Annotated in this window: 23 protein-coding genes and 1 tRNA gene; 12 read left to right on the top strand and 12 right to left on the bottom strand. The window is 41.1% G+C overall.

Annotated elements, in window-relative coordinates; translation table 11 throughout:
- Positions 1-49 precede the first annotated feature (49 nt).
- From rpsO to KXJ59_RS05650, 6 genes are all read left to right on the top strand, one after another.
- A complete protein-coding gene (gene rpsO / locus KXJ59_RS05675) occupies positions 50-322 on the top strand; it encodes a 30S ribosomal protein S15 (RefSeq protein ID WP_295202018.1) in 273 nt (90 codons plus the stop codon).
- A gap of 156 nt (positions 323-478) precedes the next feature.
- Complete coding sequence (gene pnp / locus KXJ59_RS05670; RefSeq protein WP_295202017.1) at positions 479-2,632, top strand: polyribonucleotide nucleotidyltransferase; 2,154 nt, start codon at positions 479-481, stop codon at positions 2,630-2,632.
- 120 nt (positions 2,633-2,752) lie between these two features.
- Complete coding sequence (gene prmA / locus KXJ59_RS05665) at positions 2,753-3,565, top strand: 50S ribosomal protein L11 methyltransferase (RefSeq protein ID WP_295202015.1); 813 nt, start codon at positions 2,753-2,755, stop codon at positions 3,563-3,565.
- Between the two features lie 80 nt (positions 3,566-3,645).
- A complete protein-coding gene (gene plsY, locus KXJ59_RS05660) occupies positions 3,646-4,305 on the top strand; it encodes a glycerol-3-phosphate 1-O-acyltransferase PlsY (protein ID WP_295202013.1) in 660 nt (219 codons plus the stop codon).
- Between the two features lie 165 nt (positions 4,306-4,470).
- Positions 4,471-5,277, top strand: a complete 807-nt coding sequence (locus KXJ59_RS05655) for a M48 family metallopeptidase (protein ID WP_295202011.1) — start codon at positions 4,471-4,473, stop codon at positions 5,275-5,277.
- 300 nt (positions 5,278-5,577) lie between these two features.
- On the top strand, positions 5,578-6,240 hold the full coding sequence (locus KXJ59_RS05650; protein ID WP_295202009.1) for a YdeI/OmpD-associated family protein: 663 nt from the start codon (positions 5,578-5,580) through the stop codon (positions 6,238-6,240).
- A gap of 136 nt (positions 6,241-6,376) precedes the next feature.
- Here KXJ59_RS05650 and KXJ59_RS05645 read toward each other — a convergent pair whose 3' ends face one another.
- The 3 genes from KXJ59_RS05645 to KXJ59_RS05635 all read right to left on the bottom strand — a co-directional run bounded on the left by KXJ59_RS05645 (position 6,377) and on the right by KXJ59_RS05635 (position 8,616).
- Entirely contained in the window at positions 6,377-6,619 is a 243-nt protein-coding gene (locus KXJ59_RS05645) for a hypothetical protein (RefSeq protein WP_295202008.1), read from the bottom strand.
- 13 nt (positions 6,620-6,632) lie between these two features.
- Complete coding sequence (locus KXJ59_RS05640; RefSeq protein ID WP_295202006.1) at positions 6,633-7,193, bottom strand: sigma-70 family RNA polymerase sigma factor; 561 nt, start codon at positions 7,191-7,193, stop codon at positions 6,633-6,635.
- Between the two features lie 160 nt (positions 7,194-7,353).
- On the bottom strand, positions 7,354-8,616 hold the full coding sequence (locus KXJ59_RS05635) for an aminotransferase class V-fold PLP-dependent enzyme (RefSeq protein ID WP_295202004.1): 1,263 nt from the start codon (positions 8,614-8,616) through the stop codon (positions 7,354-7,356).
- A 166-nt stretch (positions 8,617-8,782) separates the two neighbouring features.
- Between KXJ59_RS05635 and KXJ59_RS05630 the strand changes: the two genes are divergently transcribed.
- Positions 8,783-8,866, top strand: a tRNA-Leu gene (locus KXJ59_RS05630).
- Between the two features lie 768 nt (positions 8,867-9,634).
- Here KXJ59_RS05630 and KXJ59_RS05625 read toward each other — a convergent pair.
- From KXJ59_RS05625 to KXJ59_RS05615, 3 genes are all read right to left on the bottom strand, one after another.
- Positions 9,635-10,108 carry a hypothetical protein gene (locus tag KXJ59_RS05625; RefSeq protein ID WP_295202002.1) on the bottom strand — a complete coding sequence of 158 codons (474 nt, stop codon included), beginning with the start codon at positions 10,106-10,108 and terminating at the stop codon, positions 9,635-9,637.
- A gap of 10 nt (positions 10,109-10,118) precedes the next feature.
- On the bottom strand, positions 10,119-12,044 hold the full coding sequence (locus KXJ59_RS05620; RefSeq protein WP_295202001.1) for a hypothetical protein: 1,926 nt from the start codon (positions 12,042-12,044) through the stop codon (positions 10,119-10,121).
- A 66-nt stretch (positions 12,045-12,110) separates the two neighbouring features.
- Positions 12,111-12,341 (bottom strand): hypothetical protein, encoded by a 231-nt coding sequence (locus tag KXJ59_RS05615; RefSeq protein WP_295202000.1) that lies wholly within the window; start codon positions 12,339-12,341, stop codon positions 12,111-12,113.
- Between KXJ59_RS05615 and KXJ59_RS05610 the strand changes: the two genes are divergently transcribed.
- Positions 12,340-12,645 carry a hypothetical protein gene (locus KXJ59_RS05610; RefSeq protein ID WP_295201998.1) on the top strand — a complete coding sequence of 102 codons (306 nt, stop codon included), beginning with the start codon at positions 12,340-12,342 and terminating at the stop codon, positions 12,643-12,645. The two genes, KXJ59_RS05615 and KXJ59_RS05610, sit on opposite strands and share 2 nt — an antisense overlap.
- Positions 12,646-12,738: 93 nt before the next feature.
- Here KXJ59_RS05610 and hscB read toward each other — a convergent pair whose 3' ends face one another.
- Positions 12,739-13,230, bottom strand: a complete 492-nt coding sequence (gene hscB, locus KXJ59_RS05605; RefSeq protein ID WP_295201997.1) for a Fe-S protein assembly co-chaperone HscB — start codon at positions 13,228-13,230, stop codon at positions 12,739-12,741.
- Between the two features lie 127 nt (positions 13,231-13,357).
- On the opposite strand from hscB, the gene KXJ59_RS05600 reads away from it, so the two are divergent.
- Entirely contained in the window at positions 13,358-14,557 is a 1,200-nt protein-coding gene (locus tag KXJ59_RS05600; RefSeq protein WP_295201995.1) for an NAD(P)-dependent oxidoreductase, read from the top strand.
- A 147-nt stretch (positions 14,558-14,704) separates the two neighbouring features.
- Here KXJ59_RS05600 and KXJ59_RS05595 read toward each other — a convergent pair whose 3' ends face one another.
- Complete coding sequence (locus KXJ59_RS05595; RefSeq protein WP_295201993.1) at positions 14,705-15,421, bottom strand: methyltransferase; 717 nt, start codon at positions 15,419-15,421, stop codon at positions 14,705-14,707.
- Between the two features lie 59 nt (positions 15,422-15,480).
- Here KXJ59_RS05595 and KXJ59_RS05590 point away from each other — a divergent pair, with 59 nt between their 5' ends.
- Both KXJ59_RS05590 and KXJ59_RS05585 read left to right on the top strand, forming a co-directional pair.
- Positions 15,481-15,942 (top strand): response regulator transcription factor, encoded by a 462-nt coding sequence (locus tag KXJ59_RS05590; protein WP_295201991.1) that lies wholly within the window; start codon positions 15,481-15,483, stop codon positions 15,940-15,942.
- A 119-nt stretch (positions 15,943-16,061) separates the two neighbouring features.
- A complete protein-coding gene (locus KXJ59_RS05585) occupies positions 16,062-16,574 on the top strand; it encodes a DUF4199 domain-containing protein (RefSeq protein WP_295201990.1) in 513 nt (170 codons plus the stop codon).
- 128 nt (positions 16,575-16,702) lie between these two features.
- Here KXJ59_RS05585 and KXJ59_RS05580 read toward each other — a convergent pair whose 3' ends face one another.
- The 4 genes from KXJ59_RS05580 to KXJ59_RS05565 form a co-directional block, all read right to left on the bottom strand.
- Entirely contained in the window at positions 16,703-17,464 is a 762-nt protein-coding gene (locus tag KXJ59_RS05580; RefSeq protein WP_363265709.1) for a succinate dehydrogenase/fumarate reductase iron-sulfur subunit, read from the bottom strand.
- Between the two features lie 49 nt (positions 17,465-17,513).
- On the bottom strand, positions 17,514-17,864 hold the full coding sequence (locus tag KXJ59_RS05575) for a four helix bundle protein (RefSeq protein WP_295201989.1): 351 nt from the start codon (positions 17,862-17,864) through the stop codon (positions 17,514-17,516).
- A 139-nt stretch (positions 17,865-18,003) separates the two neighbouring features.
- Positions 18,004-19,977, bottom strand: a complete 1,974-nt coding sequence (locus tag KXJ59_RS05570; RefSeq protein ID WP_295201987.1) for a fumarate reductase/succinate dehydrogenase flavoprotein subunit — start codon at positions 19,975-19,977, stop codon at positions 18,004-18,006.
- An 83-nt stretch (positions 19,978-20,060) separates the two neighbouring features.
- A complete protein-coding gene (locus tag KXJ59_RS05565) occupies positions 20,061-20,726 on the bottom strand; it encodes a succinate dehydrogenase cytochrome b subunit (protein ID WP_295201986.1) in 666 nt (221 codons plus the stop codon).
- 305 nt (positions 20,727-21,031) lie between these two features.
- Between KXJ59_RS05565 and KXJ59_RS05560 the strand changes: the two genes are divergently transcribed.
- Complete coding sequence (locus tag KXJ59_RS05560) at positions 21,032-22,282, top strand: ABC transporter permease (protein WP_295201984.1); 1,251 nt, start codon at positions 21,032-21,034, stop codon at positions 22,280-22,282.
- Positions 22,283-22,337 lie beyond the last annotated feature (55 nt).

The following is a 22,337-nucleotide window of genomic DNA, read 5'->3' as shown; positions in this document are numbered from 1 at the left end:
CGATAAAAAATAAGAGGAAAACATTCCGGAGTCTATTAAACATTTTCAGATGTCGCATTTAACAACAGAAAAAAAAGCCAGCATTTTTGCTGAATTTGGTGGTAAAGCCACTAACACGGGTTCAATCGAAGCTCAGGTTGCTATACTGACTGAGCGTATTGCCCACATTTCACAGCACTTACAAGCCAATAAAAAAGATTATTCCACACACCGTGGTTTGATGCAGATGGTAGGCCAGCGTAAGCGTTTGCTCACTTACATGCAGAAAACAAACCTGCAGGGCTATCGTGCACTGATCGAGAAACTGGGTCTGAGAAAATAATTTTTCAGTCTATGATACATGCTATTCCCAACTGGTACTTTTGAACGGTTGGGAATAGTTATTTGTATCAGTACCTGTTTCAGCTCATTTCCCTAACCAGGGTATTCTGCACGTTTTCCCGCCTGTGCAGGATGGTCCCTACTACAAAAATTAATTATGTTATCACAACCAATCAGTGTCAGTTTTGATCTCGGTGGCAACCGTATTGTTACCATCGAAACCGGTAAACTGGCCCGTCAGGCAGATGGTGCTGTTACCGTACGCCAGGGCAATTGTGTGCTCTTAGCCACCGTTGTTGCCAATAAAGATCCCAGAGAAGGGCAGGATTTCTTCCCTTTAAGTGTTGATTACCAGGAAAAATTTGCTGCGGCAGGTCGTATTCCCGGTTCATTTTTTAAGCGTGAAGCACGTTTGAACGACTATGAAATTCTTACCAGCCGTTTGATCGACCGTGCATTGCGTCCATTATTCCCCGAAGATTATTTATGTGATGTACAGGTGCTCGTGAGCCTGGTATCGAGCGATGCCGAAGTTATGCCCGATTCATTGGCTTGCTTAGCCGCTTCTGCTGCATTGGCAGTATCTGATATTCCTATCAAAGAAATCATCAGTGAAGTAAGAATAGGCCGTATCAATGGTGAATATATCATCAACCCTACCCGTAGCCAAATGGCTGCTTCTGAAATTGAATTCATCGTAGCCGCTACTGAGAAAAACCTCATGATGGTGGAAGGTGAAGCAAAAGAATGTTCAGAAGCTGATCTGGTTAAAGTACTGGAACTGGCACATGATGCCATCCGTATTCAGATTAAAGCACAGGCAGAACTGAGAGCCAAGAAAGGTGTAACCACCATGCGCGATTACAAAAAGCCTGAGCAGAATGAAGAACTGAAAGCAAAAGTGTATGCTTTTGCCAAAGACCGTGTATATGAAATCTCACGCAAAGGATCAGCCAAACATGAGCGCAGTGATGCCTACAGTGCATTGAAAGATGAATTGATTGCCAGCCTGGGCGAAGACATTACCGATCTGGATAAAAAACTCGCAAAGAAATACTACGAAGACCTGAAATGGGAAGTGGTTCGCAGCATGATCATCGACGACCGTTTCCGTCTCGATGGCCGTAAGCTCGATGAAGTACGTCCATTGGCCATGGAAGTAGATCCATTACCAACACCGCACGGTTCAGCTTTGTTTACACGCGGTGAAACACAATCGCTCACTACCGTTACATTCGGTACCAAACTGGATGACCTGCTGGTAGAAAGCGCCGCCAAATCTGTAGATTCTAAATTCTATCTCCATTATAATTTCCCTCCATTCAGTACCGGTGAAGTGAAAATGATGCGTGGTCAGAGCCGTCGTGAAGTGGGACATGGTAACCTTGCCATGCGTTCACTGAAACAGATGATGCCCGACAGCAGTAATTATGCCTACACTGTTCGTGTAGTGAGTGATATCCTGGAAAGTAATGGTTCCTCATCAATGGCTACCGTTTGTGCCGGTTCACTGGCACTGATGGATGCAGGTGTACCTGTGCCTAAACACGTAAGTGGTGTGGCAATGGGTCTGATTACCCGCGAAGATGGTAAATACGCAATCCTGACAGATATCCTGGGTGATGAAGATCATCTGGGTGATATGGACTTTAAAGTAACCGGTACCCGCGATGGTATCTGTGGTGTACAGATGGATATTAAAGTAGATGGTCTGAGCATGGATGTAATGCGCGAAGCGCTGGAACAGGCTCGTAAGGGTCGTTTACATATTCTTGATGCCATGTATGAGTGTATTCCTGCACACCGCGATGACGTGAAACCACATGCACCACGTATGATAAAACTGATCATCGATAAAGAATTTATCGGTGCGGTAATCGGGCCAGGTGGTAAAGTGATCCAGGAAATTCAGCGCGAAACAGGAACTACTATCAATATCGAAGAAGTAGGCAATACCGGCGAAGTGAGTATTTTCTCTGCCGATAAAGCTTCTGTTGATAAGGCCGTTGCATGGGTGAAAGGTATTACAGCCGTACCCTCTATCGGAGAAGTATATGAAGGTCCTGTAAAAGGGATTAAGGAATTTGGTGCTTTTGTAGAGTTTATGCCCGGTAAACAAGGATTGTTGCACATTAGCGAAATCAGCTGGAAACGCCTCGAAAGCATGGAAGGACTGTTCAATGAAGGCGATATGGTAAAAGTGAAGCTGGTTGGACTTGACCCTAAAACAGGCAAATTCAAACTGAGCCGTAAAGTGCTGATGCCAAGACCCGAAGGAGCAAGACCCCGTGAGGAAGGAGGAGAAGCATAGTAATTTTCAATATCGAATATTGAATAATGAATATTGAAATGGGACTTCCTGCAAAACAGGAGGTCCCATTTTAATATTCTGCAGGGTTTAATTTCCAAATTTCCAAATTTTCAAATTTCAATGAATCACTACCAAATAACCATCCCCGTAACAGAAGAATCGACCCGTGATATCCTGGTTGCTCAATTAGCCGAAATTGGTTTTGAAGGCTTTGAAGAATCAGAAAATGCACTGAAAGCTTATATTGGAGAGGAGTCGTTGGATGAAACAGAGTTGGAGCAAATAATTAAATTATATAGCCTAACTTATTCAAAATCAGTAATTAAAAAAGAAAATTGGAACGCTGTATGGGAATCCAATTTTGAGCCGGTACTGGTAGATGATTTTGTGGGTATCAGGGCCGGATTTCATGCCCCGCTGAAAGGGGTAGCACATGAAATAGTTATTACCCCCAAGATGAGTTTTGGTACCGGGCACCATGCAACCACTTTTTCAGTGATGCAGTTGATGAAAGAGATTGATTTTCAGGATAAATCGGTATTCGACTTTGGTACAGGTACCGGTATTCTGGCTATATTGGCCGAAAAACTGGGTGCAACCGAAATTCTGGCGGTTGATTATGATGACTGGTGTGTGGAAAATGCTTCAGAAAACACTTTAATTAACAAATGCCAATTCATTGATATCCAAAAAGATGATACTGCTAAAACAAATAAACCATACCAGATAGTAATTGCGAATATTAATAAAAATATCATTCTCGATAACCTGGATCACCTGGCTAAAGCCCTTGTTGCCGGAGGTGAAATTATACTGAGTGGCTTGCTTTTGGAGGATGAAACCGACCTATTAAGCGCCTGTAAACCATTGGGTTGGCAACATATTAAAACAGTACAAAGGGGGGCGTGGATAGCTATGTGGTTCAAGGGGTAATTTTCCCCATCGGGGTGTGTTAATTTATTATTATCTTCATTTTAGGTATATTTGTACCTCCAAACTTCAACCACCCCCCGATGAACGAATTATTGCTCATTGTATTGGCATACATGATTGGATCGGTCCCAACCGCTGTCTGGGTTAGCAAATCTTTCTTTGGTATAGACATACGCGATTACGGAAGTGGTAACGCCGGAGCTACGAATACATTCCGTGTGCTGGGTTCTAAATGGGGCAGTTTTGTAATGCTGGTTGATGTAATCAAAGGCGTACTCGCTACTTCACTCTATATTTTCCTTCCTTATTATCTTTCGAACGAATGGGATAGAACCAACCTGATGATTGGTTTGGGTTTGTCGGCAGTGCTTGGGCATATTTTCCCCATCTGGGCTAATTTCCGTGGGGGTAAAGGTGTTGCTACATTACTTGGTATGGCCGTTGCCATCCAGCCGATGGTAGCGCTTTGCTGTATTGGTGTTTTCCTGATCGTATTATACCTTACCCGTTTTGTATCGCTGAGTTCAATCCTTGCAGGTATATCATTTATGGTATTTATCCTCTTCATCTTCAAAGAAGAAGAAACCTTATACCGCATTTTCGCTGTACTGGTAGCATTGATGGTGGTACTTACACACCAGAAAAATATCTCCCGTATTCTCAAAGGCACAGAAAGCAAAGTGCCCATCCTCCGCCACCGCGATAAGCGACGATTAAGGAGAGACCGTTTTAAACAATAAGATTATTGAGTTTATGCATCCGCTAACTGGTTAGGGGTGCTTGTGCTTTGTATAATCCAGCCGGTTTATTGTATCATTCACAGTTATCGATCAGTCTGTACTGTTTCACCTCATACTCATGCTATCTTTGGTACGGTTTTTATTGAATTGTATCAAAACGCATCTATGAAAAAGAATATCATTTGCCTACTGTTATTGAGTACAGTATTTGCTGCCTGTCACCGGAACAGCATTACCGGAAGAAATCAATTAAGCCTTCTGCCCGATTCGGAAGTGCAGGCAATGGCTTTTAATGAATACAAGGAGTTTATTTCCACAAATCCTGTTGTAAAACCTGCTGGTAACAATGATGCAGCCATGGTACAAAGGGCCGGGGAACGTATTATAGCCTCCATTAAGAAGTATTATACCGAAAAAGGGTATTCAAAGGACATTGAAAACTTTGCCTGGGAAGTAAACCTGGTAAATAATAAAGAGCCGAATGCATGGTGTATGCCCGGCGGTAAGATTGTAGTGTACACCGGTCTGCTTCCGCTCACTCAAAATGAAGCCGCACTGGCAGTGGTAATGGGACATGAAGTAGCGCATGCTTTGGCACGCCATGGAAACGAGCGGATGAGTCAGGGTTTATTGCAACAACTGGGAGGTGTGGCTTTATCGGTAGCCATTGCAGATAAGCCAAAAGAAACGCAGAACCTGTTTATGACTTCCTATGGTATTGGCAGTAATGTTGGAGTGATATTACCCTTCAGCAGAAAGAATGAATTGGAAGCGGATAAATTAGGTCTTATGTTCTCTTCCCTCGCAGGCTATGACCCAAGAGAAGCAATCCCTTTCTGGCAGCGCATGGCTAAAGCCGGTGGCGGTAATAAACCACCTGAATTTCTCAGTACACACCCAGCCGATGCAACCCGTATTACCGAGTTACAGAAAGTGATGGAAGTAATGGTGAGGGAATATTATAAGAAGTGAGTAGTTAGTGGTGAGTGAGTTGGAGTACTACACCCTTTTGCGAAGGAGAGGGTCGGGTTGAGTTGCAGCAGTCTGAAGATTACCTTCATATTCGCACTCCTGACTCCCGGACTTTCCGTCTTCCTGACTCTCATAACCCGCTAACACATAACTATTACTAATTATATCTCAGTAATTCCGGCCTTTTTTCTGTTAAAAAAGCCGCTAAAACACAAAATACATTGCTTTTGTTTGCGGAAACCCATAACATTTTTTTAACTTTGCCTTCCTTTTGTTCATCCTACTAATTTGTTTTTAGGCATGTCAAATCAGACCGTGTTGGAAAAGTTACAGTTGAAGGATGAGAAGAACCTGCTTATTCAGGGACTTCCTTCAGCTATCGAAAAACAGTTTGCCAAGTTAACTTACGCTAAGAATGTCACACCACTGCTCAAAAGCAGAAAGGTTGATTTTGCCCTGGTGTTTGCTATCAGTCAGCAACAGTTAAATAATGTGTTGTGCGAAGTGATCCCGGCCTTGCATGAAGACAGTAAGTTATGGGTAGCTTATCCCAAAACCACCAGTAAGATCGTTAGTGATCTGAACCGTGACTGTAGCTGGGATTGCCTTACTAAAAAAGAGTATGAATCGGTAAGAATGGTGGCCCTCGATCATGTGTGGAGTGCTATCCGTTTTAAAAGAACCGAGAAAATCCCTAACCGCTCACGTGCGTTTTCTGAGGTGAAGAGCCTGGAAATGGGTGTTGATTTTGAAAAAAGACTGGTGGTAGCACCGGTTGAACTGGAAAGATTATTCACCAAACACGAAGAGGCCAAAGAATTTTTCAGCTCCCTGTCATTCACCAACCAGAAAGAATATGTAAACTGGATACAGGGTGCCAAAAAAGAGGAAACCAAGCAGCGCAGACTGGAAACAGCGCTGGAGAAACTGCTGGCAGGGAAGAAGAATCCTTCGGAGAAATAAGAAACAGAGAAATAAGGAATAAGAAATGTCGAATGACCAGGTCGTTCGACATTTTTTTGCGATTAGACGGCATACAGATTATCATGATTTTTATGATTTGTCATGATAAATCATAAAAATCATGATAATCTGTGTGCTATTTACTTGGGTGTAGGGCCTCCTGCATTTTGTTTTTCGCCTCTTCTGAAAGTTTATCTGCGCATTCAGCATGTTTGGCATGGTGGGCGATGATCTGTGATTGCTGTTCAAATAAACGGCAAAGACTACAGATGGTCATATGGGAGCGCAACTGGATCTTTTCAATCCAACTCAACCGGCCTTCCTCTTTTTTGGAAGAGAGCAGGGTTGCTTTTTTACAACTGATATTAAATAATCCCATGGTTATAAGGTTCTTATCTAAGGTTGATCCAGTTTTTTTCCAGACAGGCCCTTAATCCAAGTTTGGCCCTGTGTATAAGTACCCAATAGTTTGACGGGGTAATACCCAACACCTTACAAATTTCGGCTGCATCCATATCATCCATATACTTCATAACAAATACACTTTGTTGTACCTGCTGGAGCTTTTGCTTACATTTTTCAAATACCGTATAAAACTCTTTTTGGTTGATACCATCAGCAGGGGCGGTCCAGTTTAAAGGCTGATCGGTTTTTGTCCAGTGTTCATGCTGGTCAAAGAATAGATCAGTGGCATCTGATTCGGTACCTGTTTGAACAATATCTTTTGCCTTTTTACGGTAATGGTCAATAATCTTGTTTTTCAGGATGGTAAATAACCAGCTTTTCTCCGATGCTTCTCCCTTAAAACCATCTTTGGCTTTCCATGCACTCAGAAAAGTTTCCTGAACCAGGTCCTCTGCTACCTGCGCATCATTTACCCTGGGTTTTGCATAAGCATAAAGCAGGTCGGCGTAGTTGGAAATCCATTGGTCGGGTGAGAGAGTGTGTTGCATAAGTTAGATGTCGGATGCCAGATGTTAGATGTCAGATGTCAGATGTCAGATGTCAGATGTCAGATGTCAGATGTCAGATGTCAGATGTCAGATGTCAGATGTTTTGGATATGCAAGTTAAGACTTTCAACAAATCCACATCTGCGATCTGATATCTGACATCATATATTCTTCAATGCAGTTACCAATTGATCAAGCTCTTCAGTTGTGGTGTAGAGATTGGGGGTAATGCGGCATCCGTACACATTGGCTTCTGCACGTTCTATGGCTACGGTATAGATTTTATACTGATTTAAAAGTTTGGTTGCAAGGTCTGATGGTTTCATTCCCTTTACCCCAACATTGGCAATGGCACAACAGCGTTGCGGATCATCGGGTGTGTTGATGATGATATTGGGTAGCTGTTTTACCTGTTTGAGCCAGTATTGTTGCAGGTATTTTAAACGGGCTTCTTTTCTTTCTGCACCAATCATTTTATAGTGTTCAATGGCATAAGGAATGGTAATATCTGTTGCCACGGGATGTGTGCCGGTATGATTTAATCTCGCGATCGTTTTCTCTTCTCCTTCCGAAGGTCCGAGTAATGGCCAGTTCTGGTGAATATGCTCTTTCTTCACATACAATAAACCTGCGCCCAGTGGTACACTCAGCCATTTATGTAAACTGGCACCATAATAATCGCAATGGAGATCGGGTATTTTAAAGTTGAGTTGTGCAAAAGCATGGGCACCGTCAACCAGTACCTGTACACCTTTGCTATGGGCCATGTCGCATATCTTTTTAACGGGCATTACCTGTCCGGTAATATTTACCACATGGCAAACCATCAACAGTTTTGTTTGGGGTGTAATGGCATTGGCATAGAGTTGTACCAGTTCATCATCACTTTTTGGGTTATGCGGAATAGAAATAATCTTATTGATGACTCCATGACGTTTAGCAACCAGCTTAAACATATCTAACATAGCACCATAATCCTGTGCGGCCATCACTGCTTCATCGCCTGCTTTCCAGGGATAACCACCAATGATGGTATCGAGCGATTCGGTGGTGTTACGGGTAATAATGAGTTCTTCTGCACTGCAGCCAGCCAGTTCGGCCAATGCTGTATTGGCTTTCTTTTTATTATCGCCCTGCACCGTGCGCATGTAGTAGGGACCCTGGTAATTCACTTCCCGGATATTTTTAATATAGGCTTCGAGAATATTTTCGGGTAGAAAATTATAATAACCATTCTCCAGGTTAATATAATCGGGTTTCAGTTTGTAGCCGTTTCTGATAACAGACCAGAAATTTTCATCATTGGCCATCTCTTCAGGAGAGAGGGTATCGTATTGTTGTATCCATTCGTTCATAGCGTTACTGCTTAAGGGTAGTGCGAGGCCAGCCAGGGAGATTGATTTAAGAAAATCGCGCTTATGCATGGGTTAAAGTTGTACCGTAAAGTACATTTTTCTCAAGTCTCAGGTAAAAAATATTGATGAACTTATGTAGACGGTGCGCTGTGTGATACTTTACAAGAAAGACCCTTTTTTTCAACCGGTATATTGTCAGATTCTCAGATTCTTTCCCTAATATTGCAACCCCAATGCCCAGATGGCGGAACTGGTAGACGCGCTAGACTCAAAATCTGGTTATCGCAAGGTAGTGCAGGTTCGATTCCTGTTCTGGGCACAAAACCTACAAAACAGGTTTTATAAACCGTTTAAACTCAATATTTAAGCGGTTTATTGTTTTAGAGAGGTGTCAAAATTTGTGTCAATAATATGAAATAATATTTAAAAGGTATAAGGCTTAATTTGTTTGACCAAATTATTAAAAAGCCGATCTCATTAGTATAGGATGATTAAGTCGAACTATCTATCCAAGTTACTAAGATCCATTTACCATTCTTTTTCTCAAAAAAGAAATCCATGATAATTCCGTTATCAATACCTCTTATTTCAATGATTGTTTTGCTTTTGCCAACTTTTTGCAAAATCCGATTAAACTGACCACAATTTTTGCTCGCGTATAAGGGGTATGTTTGTGATCATCATTCGATATACATAGACAGATGATACATACCAGGTGTGATCATCTCATCCCGTTAAAGATACTTCACTACCATTAATTACTGTCAACCTTCACTAGCTCATCTTCTCTTGATACAATTACTGTAGTTATCAATTACATACAATACAGGAAATACAATCGACGATCGTTGTTGTTGCTGGATAGATTATGCTGCAGCGAAAATAAATGCTGTGCTGCTCTCAAAATAATGATAAAGGGAAGTAACAGGATACTGGTCATTTTGTACCAGATGGATATGGTCATTTTGAATCGGAACAGATAGGAACATCAAAATCGGACAGAAGTGGTCAATGCGATCGGATTTTGCAACTATTTAGTTGATTGATTTGCCATATTCAAAATCGATAATTTATATGTAGAAATTATTTATTCGGCTACAGTTCCATCTTTATTTTGATTAAAGAGTAAATAATACAAAAAGCTAAATAAAGTGCTTGCGATCAAAACAAGTAAGACAAGCTTCGAAGTGATATTTCCGAAATGAAAATAATCAGTTGTCAGATTCGTAATTTTCAAGGCAGCTAACTGAAACAAAAAGAAATAAATATAGAAAACAAATAACTGAATTATGATTGACTTCATTCCAGAGATGGCATTCATAAAAGCTTTAACACCTTCAAGAATCAGCAAACCAAAAAAGAAAAAATAACTATAATAACTGATAGTTAACCAAAAGTACCTTGAAAAAAAAGTGGTCCAATGAATGGAATCATATTCAAAAGCTGGATTTATTGGGGGCTTGGAATTAAATTCAATCGTACTTACGATTAGACTATATACTACTGGAACAATTCCAAATCCAAAAAACACCCATTTAAATAAATAAGATATTTTTTTCATGGCATGAATATTAATTACATGGGGATTTAAATGGGATACTACTTAATGGCATCGTCCGATTCATTACAGCCCTTAATAGATCCCAATTGGGACGGGCAATAACGGGTGATTCAACAGTTGCATTACCCCCATGTTGATTTACAAAAGTATTCACTCTAGCCTGAAAAGACTGCCATAAATCAGTTGCTGTATTAAAAGGAACTCCAAAAGTAAATTGTAAAATAGTCCCTATTGGATCGCTTAACCTGTCAACGCCTCTTGTAAATAAAATATATCCTCCTGATGGATCAGGTTCAATGCTAAATTCACGGTTGCCACTAACTGGATGTTGACCATTATATGGATCCTTTATAGTACTAAATATCCATTTTGATGGATTGGCTGGATCAAATGAAGTGATTACACTACCATCATTTCCAAAAATATCTAACGAAACGATTGCATCACTAGGATTTGATGAATTCCATAAGGCATTGTCGTTTACGCCGTAATGGTTATACGGAGTAAACTTTGAGATCGTAGTGTCGACAAATTGGTTCAGATGAGTTCTTATATAATTCAGGAATCCATTTGGACTAAGCTGTTGACCATTCACAGTTGGCAGCGTATTTATTTTTATAGGAAAATAATCAAGATTAGTTGTTGCACTAAATCCTGAACTTAGATATTGAATAGCAGCAACATATTTATGCTCAATATAACCACTCATCGACGAGCTTCCATTACTTGAATAAATTGTTGCAGAAATTGTATTTAGTTTATCAATTGCACTTTGATTAGGTTTAAAAGCCGCCAACTGAAGCCATGCTTCCTTAGATGGACAGGGAATATTGGTAAAATCGATCAAACCAAAGCTGTTATTTACCAATCCAATAGCAATATAATTCCAGGCCGAATTACCGGACAAAGAATTTGGTATATAATCCGTATCACCGGGTTCCTGAAAGTTGTTTACATCTGGCGCAAATGCTGGACCATTAGGGTCCTGAGAAAACCATCCTGGAGGAAAATTAATCATAGATCCCCCTCCACTACCGCCTCCGCTAATATTATCGGCATACTGATTATATCCAGGTAAAGGATCTGGATAAAAAATCGGGTAATAATTAGGCGGGAGATCGCCTCCTCCAGGATCATTCTGTGGAACTTGCGAGATCATAGTTATTGAAAGGATTGTCCATTTAGGATTTGGTCCATCGGCATGATATATATAGTATATACGGTAATCGCCATTGTCAACATAATATATATCATGATTGTTTGGCGTCCCGGTACTGACTTCGATATGCTGACTCGAGACACTAATACTGTTTGCCTCTTGAGGCAATCCAGAAACCCGGCCAAAATTGGCTTTTGAATAATCTTGGTTATAGGGTGCTGGCAATATGAATCTTTGACTTGGGTTGATCCTTTTTTCAAAGACAGCAAACAGTGTAAACGAAATTTGTCGGTTGATTTTTTGATAAATACTCTCAGGATATTTTCTTAGAAGATCTTTTTTCCGCGTCGTAATGTATTTGACAGTTGAATCATTAAATAGATAACATTGGGTATAGGAAATAACTCTTTTAGAATTTTTCTCAGTCATAGGTATGATCACAAATGGTACTCTTCCAGAATTTCCTGTATTCGTTTCGCTACTGCGCTGTACAATGGTGTTCACCCCGGTAGCATAGTCTTCACTGACAATTACATGATCCCAGCTTGGATATCCATTTTCTTTAATAAATGATTTCAGAAAATCAGAACCCGCGTTTTTTTTCTTTATATCATTGATTATGCTAACAACCAAAGGATTTGCATTATTTGATACTGCAAAAAACCTGTTAACATCCACTAACTGGTTTGAATCAGTTGTTTCATAATCCATGATTGATTTGCGACATGAACTGAATAAAAGCATCAATCCAAGTACCCAAATAAATATATGTCTCATAAATATATTTTTTAATAAACATACATTTTTAAATCTATTTAAAAAATATTATCTTTTTATACATATTTATACATGCCTGTACTTACTAAGCGTCGTCTTATCAATCCCCAAATACCCCGCCAGCATATAATCCTTGATCCTTGGATATGTCACAATCCACGGATAATTCGCCTCCAGTTTTTTAAGTCTTTCCTTCGGTGGCATCGCAAAATTACTGTCCGAACGTTTCGGGAAAATCATGCAGGACAGGCAGAGCCTTTCCATCAATAGAACCGATACGTCTGTAAGCAAATCCATGCAGCTTGATTTTGCCATACCTGCATCCAAAATATCCGGGCTGTCTTCCGGTGAATTTGTCGGAATGGTATCAGATGATCCCCACGAAAAGATAAAACTGAAAATGTTCCATGCTGAACTGGTCAATGACAGTAATGCGATTAATGAGGAAATGAAAGGATTTAAGGATATACCGTTGGTTAGAGAACTGGATGCCGGGCAAGTCACGGACAATTACTATCAAATAAAGCACGATATACAAATACTGATTGAGCAGGAAGTATACCTGATAAAGATGGATTATACGATTGGCAAGAAAAAATAAAGTCGATAAACCTTCCCGGAAGTAATGCTTAAAGTTTTACCAAAATATTGTAAAACCTTTTGTGGAAGATCATAATAGTCCACTACTATTGTTTTAAAATTCCAAATTATCAACCATTCTGTCCAAATACTTCTTCTTAAAATAATACTCCTTCACTTGCAGCAACTCTTTTTCGGTACTAATACCTTCCTGATAATTTGTAATAATCGTTTCCACAGTTGCATACAATTCATTTTTTAGTTGATCAATTTTTGCCTGTATGGCATCGGTCATACCGGATTCCAGTTCTTCATTCAGTTCCATTACTTCCATGAGAAAATCGGGTGAAAGCTGGTATTTTTCTTCCTCTTCCAATAACCCTTTTAACTGCAATACATATTTAATGGTTTCATCAGGGTCCTTCAGCGTTTTAAATGCCTTATTTACCTGTGCCGATACCTGCAATGCTTCTTCCTGCTCTGCATCAGATGCCTGCCCAAACCTGTCGGGATGATACTTCCGCTGCAATTCAAAATACTTTTTCGACAAACCGCTGGTATCAACGTTAAGGGTAATCGGGAGGTTGAAGAGTTCGAAATGGGTCATGGTATTTTAGTCCGGGAGTCCGACAGTCCGGAAGACCGGAAGTAAGATGAATAACTATTGCTACTCTTCGGACTTCCGGACTCGCCGACTTTCGGACTTCTCCCTATCTTTCCACAAAATTACTCGAATGCTCGTAATCGGACTTATCAGAGAGGGAAAAATTCCGGCAGATAACCGGGTGGCACTTACGCCGGGGCAGTGCAAATGGCTGCAAAAACATGTGGAAGGCTGTAAGATACTGGTTCAACGCTCTCCCAACCGCTGTTTCAGCGACCAGGAATATGCCGACGCGGGAATTGAAATAACCGATGACCTGTCTGCCTGCTCCATACTACTGGGCATAAAAGAAGTGCCGGTTGATATGTTACTGGCCAATAAAACTTACCTGTTCTTTTCTCATACCAAGAAGAAGCAGCCCTATAACCGTGCATTGATGCATGCCCTGATCGATAAAAATATTACCCTGATTGATTATGAGTGTCTGGAACATGAAGACGGGCAACGCATTATTGGTTTTGGTTTTTTTGCAGGAATTGTTGGGGCGCATAATGGTATTATGTGTTATGGCAACAGAACAGGCGCGTATCAGTTGAACAGGGTGGTAGATGTAAAAGATTATCGTGAACTCATTCATACATACTTTGGATTAAAACTTCCCAATATTAAAATAGCAGTAACTGGTAGTGGCCGTGTGGCTCATGGTATCCTGGAGATCATGAATTTGATGGATGTGCAGGAAGTGGAACCGGATGAATATATAAGCCGCTCTTTCAGTTACCCTGTTTATGTGCATTTGAAAGGAGCCGATTTGTATCGTCATAAAGAGAACGGAACTTATCAGCGGGATCATTTTCATGCATCACCGGGTGAATACGAATGTGTTTTTAAACAGTATTATCCGCATACTGATATACTGATGAATGGTATTTACTGGGATCAACAAATACCTCGTTTGTTTGAAATGGATGATATGAAAAACCCGTCATTCCGCATTCAAACCATAGCAGATATTACTGATGATAAGGGAGGAAGTATACCCTGTAACCTTGGCGATGCAACCATTGACGACCCGGTATACGGTGTTGATAAAAACAGTGTTGAAAAAACGGAACCATACCTGTCGGGAAGTGTAGATGTAATGGCTGTAGGCAATCTGCCCAATGAATTACCGCGCGATGCGAGTAAATATTTTGGGGAACAGTTGATCAAATATGTGCTGGAAGATATAATAAAAGGCGGGACTGATACTTTGGATCGTGCCACTATTTTGCAAAACGGACAACTCACGTCACATTTTACCTACCTGTCGGATTATGCGGCTCGTTGAGAAATCTGCATACAGGAATAGAACACTGATCATCATGATTGTCATGATTTTTCATGATAAATCTTGAGAATCACGATGATCTGCGTTCCATTCATTCACTCCGTAAAGAGTACCATTAGTAATGATAATATTTATTGTGTTCTGATGCTATAAATACAGATAATAATCCTGTAACAAAGCCGTGAATGCAGGTGAATAAGTACCTTCCTGTTTAATAACCATACTTTTCTGAACAGGTAGTTTCTTTTCTTTCCCAAACAAAAGCATCACCCTGAATGGTGCATGGTTTTCTGTCTGGTGTACTTCTACTTTTTCATGAAGAGAAAAGCTGTTTTTACCTGCATGCTGCAAACAATCTTCAAACCGGTGATAGGGTAACAGTACGGCAAACAAACCATCCGGATGAATAGCCTTGCTTACATAGCTCCATAGTTCTTTAATCGTTAGTCCGGTATCATGTAGCGCCAGGTTTCGCTGTTTATCTGTACTTCTTAAATCCTGCTCATAAAAAGGCGGATTGGAAATGATGAAATGATATCCTTTCTTATCCAAATCACTGAGGGGCATATGATGCACTTGTATGCTGTTGCTCCATGGAGAGGCATTTACATTTTCTCTGGCCTGTTTTGCTGCATCAGCATCAATGTCAATGGCATCGATGCTGCCATTAAATTGTTGAGCCAGCATCAATGCGAGTAATCCGGTTCCAGTTCCAATGTCCAGTAATCTTGAACCCTGAAACTTGTTTTCTTGTATCTTCTTTGCCCCCCATGCCCCAAATAAACAGGCATCGGTACATACTTTCATAGCAGCCTGCTGCTGGTGGATGGTAAACTGTTTAAATTGAAAATAAGAGTTGGGCACGCTACAAAGGTAGTGTGCTTTCCTGCTTAGTTATTATCTTAGATACGAAGTGAATTTTTATGTTCAAAAAATATCAATTACTTATTTGGTATGGATTAAGTCTGGCGCTGTTACTGGCATTATTGCGATGGATGGAACTGAAATACCTTTTATATGAACATGCATTTGAAGTGTATGCCGTTTTTATTGCCGTTTTTTTTCTGATCATTGGTATCTGGTTATCGAAAAAACTCACGAGACCAAAGATCAGGACAGAGGTAATGGAGAAGATCGTTTACCGCGATACAAGTTTACCTTTTGAACTCAATCAAAAGCTGGTATATGAATTGGGCATCAGCAGTCGCGAAATGGAAGTGCTGCAACTGATGGCCACTGGTTTGAGTAACCAGGAAATAGCAGCACAATTGTTTGTATCCCCCAATACCATAAAAACGCATCTGGCCCGTTTGTTTGAAAAACTAGATGTAGGGAAAAGGGTACAGGCTATTGAGAAGGCGAAAAGACTGGGGTTGATTCCATAAAATCCCATACTTAAGGGTGAATATTGGGGTATGCAACTAAAATCACCCGAAAGTATGAACCCGATTGTTCGGATTGGATCGATTTTGCGAATAATCTTTTAAATCGAAAAACAACTTACATGAAAAAAGTAATCCTTATTAATGGCATCATTGGTGGTTTTATTGTGAGTGCACTCATGGTACTTGCAACCCTGTATTTTAAGAGCACAGGAGATTTCGAGAATGGGATGATCTATGGATATGCCTCGATGATCCTGGCATTTATCTTCATTTTTGTTGGGATAAAAAGCTATAGAGATAAATACAACAGTGGACTCATCAGCTTTGGCAAAGCTTTTAAAATAGGTTTGCTGATTGCATTGATTACTTCAACCTTTTATGTGGTGACCTGGCTGTTCGAATATTTCTATGTATTTACAGATTTTGCGGAAATATATGCTAAAGAAACACTGGCAAAAGCCAAGGAGTCGGGCGCTACAGCAGCGGAACTGGCTAAAAAAACAGCCGAAATAGCCAAGTTCAATGAAATGTATAAGAATCCCTTCTTCAATGCCTTAATCACCTATACGGAAATATTACCGGTAGGTTTGGTAGTGTCTTTAATCAGTGCTTTTTTTCTGAAGAAAAAGTAAGCTGTGAGCCATGAGCTTCGAGCGAAATGCCCCACCATTCTTTATAGCGAGTGCCTAAAATTAAAAAAGCATCCGGTTTACCGGATGCTTTTCAAAAAACTAGTAGCTGGTAGCGAGTGGCTAGCAGCTTATTCAGCAGTCAGCCCCGCCATCAAATATTCCTGATTGAGTCGGGCAATATTGCTGATGGAAATTTCTTTCGGACAGGTAGCTTCGCATGCTCCTGTATTGGTACATGAACCAAAACCTTCTTTATCCATCTGTGCCACCATATTCATTACGCGCGATTTGCGTTCAGGTGCTCCCTGCGGTAACAGGGCCAGATGCGATACTTTGGCACTGAGGAACAACATGGCCGAACTATTTTTACAGGCTGCTACACAGGCACCACAACCAATACACATGGCTGCTGCAAAGGAAGCATCTGCTTTGTCTTTTTCAATCGGTAAAGCATTACCATCAACGGCATTACCGGTATTTACACTGATATAACCACCGGCCTGGATAATACGGTCGAATGCAGTACGGTCAACCATCAGGTCTTTGATTACAGGAAAAGCATTGGCTCTCCAGGGTTCTACCACCACAGTGTCACCGTCTTTAAAAGCGCGCATATGTAACTGACAGGTGGTATTGGCCTGCCATGGACCATGGGGTTTGCCATTAATATACATGGAACAGGCTCCGCAGATACCTTCCCGACAGTCATGGTCAAACGTAACCGGATCTTCACCGTCGCGGATGAGTTGCTCATTCAACACATCAAACATCTCCAGGAAACTCATTTCCGAAGAAATGTTTTCTACTCTATAGAGTTTAAACTCGCCCTTGCTAGCACTATTCTTTTGTCTCCAGACTTTAAGATTCAGATTCATTGTATAATGTTCCATGGTAACAATTTGAAAATTTGGAAATTTGGAAATTTGAAAATGAGGGCAGTTAGTACGACTTCGATGTAGAGACTATTTTAGAAAGTATCCTGATGATTTCATCAACATCATTTCTAATCTGTACATCAAAATGATAGTTATCACTTCGTTCACACAAGATCAGCCAATATAAAGTTTCACTAGCTTCTTTAGAGGCGATCTTCATTTTGTGAACGAAATCGGCTTTACTTTCTGCATTCTGGGCCTCACAAACATTCGCGCCAATAGAAGTGGCAGATCGCAATAACTGTTTCGCAATTACAAATTTCCTGTTTTGTTCAAGAACTTCAGTATATCTAATGATCTTCAAAGAAAACTCAATTGCTTTCCTTACGATCAAATTATCCTTATCTCGCCGCATAAGCTTGAATTAAAGTCATTGAAATAAATCTCAATTTACTATCAATTCAAATTTTCTCTCACGCTCCACCCTGGGTACTAATCAACTATCGAAAATGGGCAATTTTATTTCCAAATTTCCAAATTGCCACATTTCCTAATTATTTATAATTCCGCTGGCTTGGCTTAATTACATCATAATTCAAGGCTTCTTTATGCAGTTCCCACTGGTGTTCGCCTTTGAATTCCCAGGCGGCTACATACATAAAGTTGGCATCATCTCTCATGGCTTCACCTTCTTCTGTCTGTGATTCTTCACGGAAATGTCCGCCACAGCTTTCATTACGGTTCAGTGCATCTATACACATGAGTTCACCCAGTTCAATAAAGTCGGCAACACGATTGGCTTTATCCAACTCAGGGTTCATGCCGTTGATTTCACCGGGAATACGCACATCACTCCAGAATTCTTTTTTCAGTGCCTGTATTTCCTGAATAGCCTGTTTCAGTCCTTCTTCATTTCTGGCCATACCACATTTGTCCCACATGATCTTACCCAGACGTTTGTGGAAACTTTCAACAGACTGTTTTCCCCTGATATTCATCAGTTGATTGATCCTGTCACTAACTGCCTTCTCTGCTTCCGCAAATGCGGGGTGATCGGTAGCAATGGCTTTGCTGTAAATTTCGTCGGCAAGGTAATTACCAATAGTATAGGGGATAACAAAATAACCATCTGCCAAACCCTGCATCAATGCAGAAGCACCTAAACGGTTGGCACCATGGTCACTAAAATTGGCTTCTCCCAATGCATACAAACCCGGAACCGTAGTTTGTAATTCATAATCCACCCATAGTCCACCCATTGTATAGTGTACAGCAGGGTAGATGCGCATGGGCACTTCATATGGATTTTCGCCTGTGATCTTTTCATACATATCGAACAGGTTACCATATTTCTCTTTCACCACTTCTTTACCCATGGCGATGATTTCTTCGAGACTAACATTGTTTCTACCTTGTTTATTGGCTTCTGTACGGCCATAACGTTCAATGGCAGAAGCATAATCAAGATAAACGGCCTGTTTCGATGAGCCTACCCCATAACCGGCATCACATCTTTCCTTTGCAGCGCGCGATGCTACGTCGCGGGGAACCAGGTTACCAAATGCCGGATATCTTCTTTCGAGGTAATAATCTCTTTCTTCTTCAGGTATATCTGTAGCCTTACGGGTATCGTTCTGTTTTTTGGGTACCCATATACGTCCGTCGTTACGCAGCGACTCCGACATAAGTGTCAGTTTCGACTGATGATCGCCACTTACCGGAATACAGGTAGGGTGAATCTGTGTAAAACAGGGGTTACTAAATAAAGCACCCTGTCTGTGTGCTTTCCAGGCTGCAGTTACATTGCTGCCCATGGCATTGGTAGAGAGGTAGAATACATTACCATAACCACCCGAACACAATAATACCGCATGTCCGAAATGGCGTTCGAGTTCACCACTAACGAGGTCACGTGCAATAATACCGCGTGCTTTTCCATCGATTTTAACGATCTCCAGCATTTCGTGACGGCTGTACATTTTTACGTTACCCAATGCCACCTGACGCTCGAGGGCCTGGTAAGCACCTATCAATAACTGCTGACCTGTTTGTCCGGCAGCATAAAAAGTTCTTTGTACCTGTGTACCACCAAAAGAACGGTTGCTCAGTAGTCCGCCATATTCACGGGCAAAGGGAACACCCTGTGCCACACACTGGTCAATAATATTGGTACTCACTTCAGCCAGGCGATGCACATTGGCTTCACGGGCACGGTAGTCGCCTCCTTTAATGGTATCGTAGAACAAACGAAAAACACTGTCGCCATCATTCTGATAGTTCTTGGCGGCATTGATACCACCCTGCGCGGCAATAGAGTGAGCCCGGCGGGGCGAATCCTGGAAACAGAAAGCTTTCACTTTATAGCCCAGTTCACCCAGTGAAGCGGCCGCAGAAGCACCGGCCAGACCGGTACCTACGATGATCACTTCCAGCTTGCGTTTGTTGGCCGGATTCACCAACTTACAGTGTCCCTTGTAATCTGTCCATTTGCTTTCCAATGGCCCGGCAGGTATTTTCGCATTCAACATACGAGATGTGTTTATAACGTGAAAAGTGAATCGTGAAAAGTGAAGGGTCTTTTACTTCAGACTTTTCACTTTTGACTTTATTACTAAATCCATTTAAAATAAAAGCTGATGGGCATCATCGCGAATACCAGAGGTACGATGATTGAGAAACCATACCCGATGCTGGTCAGCATTTTATTGTATTTTTTATTGTGAACACCCAGTGTTTTAAAAGCGCTCTGGAAACCATGCGCAAGGTGGTAGGCCAGTGAAATACAGCCAATCACATAAAGAATCACTACCCATAGAACACTGAATTCTGTTTGCATTTTCTCATACAGGTTGATTTCAGGTCCTAACAGAAAACCCTGATTGGAACGGTTAGGGAACCAGAAATGCGACATATGCATGATGAGGAAAAGGAGGATAAGTGTACCGAGTAAACCCATGCTCCGGCTATACCATTTGCTACCATCGCTGTAAGACACCGCATACCCAACCGATCTTTTCTTGCGGTTTTCTACGGTTAGCAGGTAACCCTGTATAATATGGAGGATAAATCCTGCAAATAAACCTATTTCAAGGATACGGGGAACCCAGTTTGCACCCATAAAATGGGCTGCGTGTAAAAACATTTCACCACCATCATTGGCCCAGATACAGGCATTCAATCCGGCATGTACAATGAGAAAGAGAATAAGGAAAATACCGGTAAAGCCCATGACCAGCTTCTTTCCAACAGAGGAGGTAAATATTTGTTTCCAGGTCATATTGCAAGTTTATAGTTGAAGAAATCGCTGCAAAAATAGCGCAGAACGCAATAGCATTTTCCGAAAACGTAAAAACTTTTATGCATTTATGTTGATAAACAATGTTTAAGCCGGAATGGTTCAGTAGTAGTTGGAAAGACCGAAAGTCCGGTAGAAACTTGTTTAACGTTGAAGCCTCTATGCAAATAATAGCAAGCCAAACAAAAGTACACTACTTCTTTCAGGCTTCCGGACTTTCGGTCTCATCCCTTCCCCGCCCATAAAATTTAGTTTCTCTATCCATAATCTGCACTTACATTTGAAATATGTTCAAACTGCTGAATATATTATGGAACAGTTTCCGGATGGCGCTACAGGAGTTACGCGTGAATAAACTGCGTACCTTTTTATCGCTGTTTGGTATTACCATCGGTATATTCTGCATTATCGGGGTACTGGCAACGGTTGACAGCCTGGAACGTAAGGTACAGAACGATATCAAAGCTTTTGGTAACAATACCATTTATATCGACAAATGGGACTACAGCGGCGGAGGCCCCGATTATCCCTGGTGGAAATACATGAAACGTCCCAACATGAAAGTGGAGGAAATGCGTTTTATCAAGCTCAAAAGTCAGTTGGCCAGTAATCTCTGTTTTTTTGTTTCAAGTAATGTAAACCTGAGTTATAAGGACAATATCCTCAGCAATGTGAATATTTATGGTATTACAGAGGAATTCACAGCCATTCAAACCATTGATATAGACTATGGCCGTTACCTGAATGAAGCAGAGTTTATGCGAGGTACCACATCTGCAGTACTTGGATATGTGGTAGCGGAACAATTGTTTGGCAACCCGCAGAAAGCAGTGGGTAAACAGGTATCTTATAATGGTAAACGTGTAAACATCATTGGCGTTATTAAAAAACAAGGGCAAAGTTTTGTGGGTGGATTTGATTATGATCAGTCGCTCATTGTTACTTACCGCTACTTTGCCAGTGTATATAATCCGGATTACAGCAGTCCGTTTATTATGGTGCAGGGTAAAAAAGATGTACCATCGCCGGCTTTGGCCGATGAACTGACAGGGGTGATGAGACAGTTGAGGAAACTGAGTCCTGCAGAAGAAAACAATTTCTCCTGTAATGATGTAGCACAATTCAGTGAGCAGGTAGGGGGCTTTTTTGGACAGGTAAGTGCGGGAGGATGGGCCATTGCCGGTTTGAGTCTGATTGTGGGAGCTTTTGGTGTAGCTAATATAATGTTTGTAACCGTTCGTGAAAGAACGAGCCAGATTGGATTAAAAAAAGCCATTGGTGCCAAACGCAGAACCATACTCACCGAATTCCTGCTCGAAAGTGCATTTCTGTGTATTATCGGCGGACTTATTGGCTTAGGACTTGTTTGGCTGATGTCGCTGGTATTGAGTGCTGTACTTCCTTTTCCGATATATATTGCTCCCAATATCATCATCCTTGCATTGAGTATATGTATTGGACTGGGTATTATTTCAGGTATCATTCCTGCGTCTATTGCTGCTAAAATGGATCCTGTGGTAGCGATCCGCACAAAATAGAAGGATTGCATCCTTCATTCAGTTAATTTTGCCCCTCATTTCATTGAAATACCTC

Origin of the sequence: Sediminibacterium sp., from assembly GCF_019264485.1 — a bacterium.
Taxonomy (GTDB): Bacteria; Bacteroidota; Bacteroidia; order Chitinophagales; family Chitinophagaceae; genus Sediminibacterium.
The sequence above is the reverse complement of the archived record's forward strand: the minus strand, read 5'-3'. Positions and strand labels throughout refer to the sequence as shown.

What these genes read in the sequence shown, in the direction of transcription:
- rpsO (WP_295202018.1), top strand. Translation starts at nt 50, where the DNA reads ATGTCGCATTTAACAACAGAAAAAAAAGCCAGCATTTTTGCTGAATTT.
- pnp (WP_295202017.1), top strand. Translation starts at nt 479, where the DNA reads ATGTTATCACAACCAATCAGTGTCAGTTTTGATCTCGGTGGCAACCGT.
- prmA (WP_295202015.1), top strand. Translation starts at nt 2,753, where the DNA reads ATGAATCACTACCAAATAACCATCCCCGTAACAGAAGAATCGACCCGT.
- plsY (WP_295202013.1), top strand. Translation starts at nt 3,646, where the DNA reads ATGAACGAATTATTGCTCATTGTATTGGCATACATGATTGGATCGGTC.
- KXJ59_RS05655 (WP_295202011.1), top strand. Translation starts at nt 4,471, where the DNA reads ATGAAAAAGAATATCATTTGCCTACTGTTATTGAGTACAGTATTTGCT.
- KXJ59_RS05650 (WP_295202009.1), top strand. Translation starts at nt 5,578, where the DNA reads ATGTCAAATCAGACCGTGTTGGAAAAGTTACAGTTGAAGGATGAGAAG.
- KXJ59_RS05645 (WP_295202008.1), bottom strand. Translation starts at nt 6,619, where the DNA reads ATGGGATTATTTAATATCAGTTGTAAAAAAGCAACCCTGCTCTCTTCC.
- KXJ59_RS05640 (WP_295202006.1), bottom strand. Translation starts at nt 7,193, where the DNA reads ATGCAACACACTCTCTCACCCGACCAATGGATTTCCAACTACGCCGAC.
- KXJ59_RS05635 (WP_295202004.1), bottom strand. Translation starts at nt 8,616, where the DNA reads ATGCATAAGCGCGATTTTCTTAAATCAATCTCCCTGGCTGGCCTCGCA.
- KXJ59_RS05625 (WP_295202002.1), bottom strand. Translation starts at nt 10,108, where the DNA reads ATGAAAAAAATATCTTATTTATTTAAATGGGTGTTTTTTGGATTTGGA.
- KXJ59_RS05620 (WP_295202001.1), bottom strand. Translation starts at nt 12,044, where the DNA reads ATGAGACATATATTTATTTGGGTACTTGGATTGATGCTTTTATTCAGT.
- KXJ59_RS05610 (WP_295201998.1), top strand. Translation starts at nt 12,340, where the DNA reads ATGCAGCTTGATTTTGCCATACCTGCATCCAAAATATCCGGGCTGTCT.
- KXJ59_RS05615 (WP_295202000.1), bottom strand. Translation starts at nt 12,341, where the DNA reads ATGGATTTGCTTACAGACGTATCGGTTCTATTGATGGAAAGGCTCTGC.
- hscB (WP_295201997.1), bottom strand. Translation starts at nt 13,230, where the DNA reads ATGACCCATTTCGAACTCTTCAACCTCCCGATTACCCTTAACGTTGAT.
- KXJ59_RS05600 (WP_295201995.1), top strand. Translation starts at nt 13,358, where the DNA reads ATGCTCGTAATCGGACTTATCAGAGAGGGAAAAATTCCGGCAGATAAC.
- KXJ59_RS05590 (WP_295201991.1), top strand. Translation starts at nt 15,481, where the DNA reads ATGTTCAAAAAATATCAATTACTTATTTGGTATGGATTAAGTCTGGCG.
- KXJ59_RS05585 (WP_295201990.1), top strand. Translation starts at nt 16,062, where the DNA reads ATGAAAAAAGTAATCCTTATTAATGGCATCATTGGTGGTTTTATTGTG.
- KXJ59_RS05580 (WP_363265709.1), bottom strand. Translation starts at nt 17,464, where the DNA reads ATGGAACATTATACAATGAATCTGAATCTTAAAGTCTGGAGACAAAAG.
- KXJ59_RS05575 (WP_295201989.1), bottom strand. Translation starts at nt 17,864, where the DNA reads ATGCGGCGAGATAAGGATAATTTGATCGTAAGGAAAGCAATTGAGTTT.
- KXJ59_RS05570 (WP_295201987.1), bottom strand. Translation starts at nt 19,977, where the DNA reads ATGTTGAATGCGAAAATACCTGCCGGGCCATTGGAAAGCAAATGGACA.
- KXJ59_RS05565 (WP_295201986.1), bottom strand. Translation starts at nt 20,726, where the DNA reads ATGACCTGGAAACAAATATTTACCTCCTCTGTTGGAAAGAAGCTGGTC.
- KXJ59_RS05560 (WP_295201984.1), top strand. Translation starts at nt 21,032, where the DNA reads ATGTTCAAACTGCTGAATATATTATGGAACAGTTTCCGGATGGCGCTA.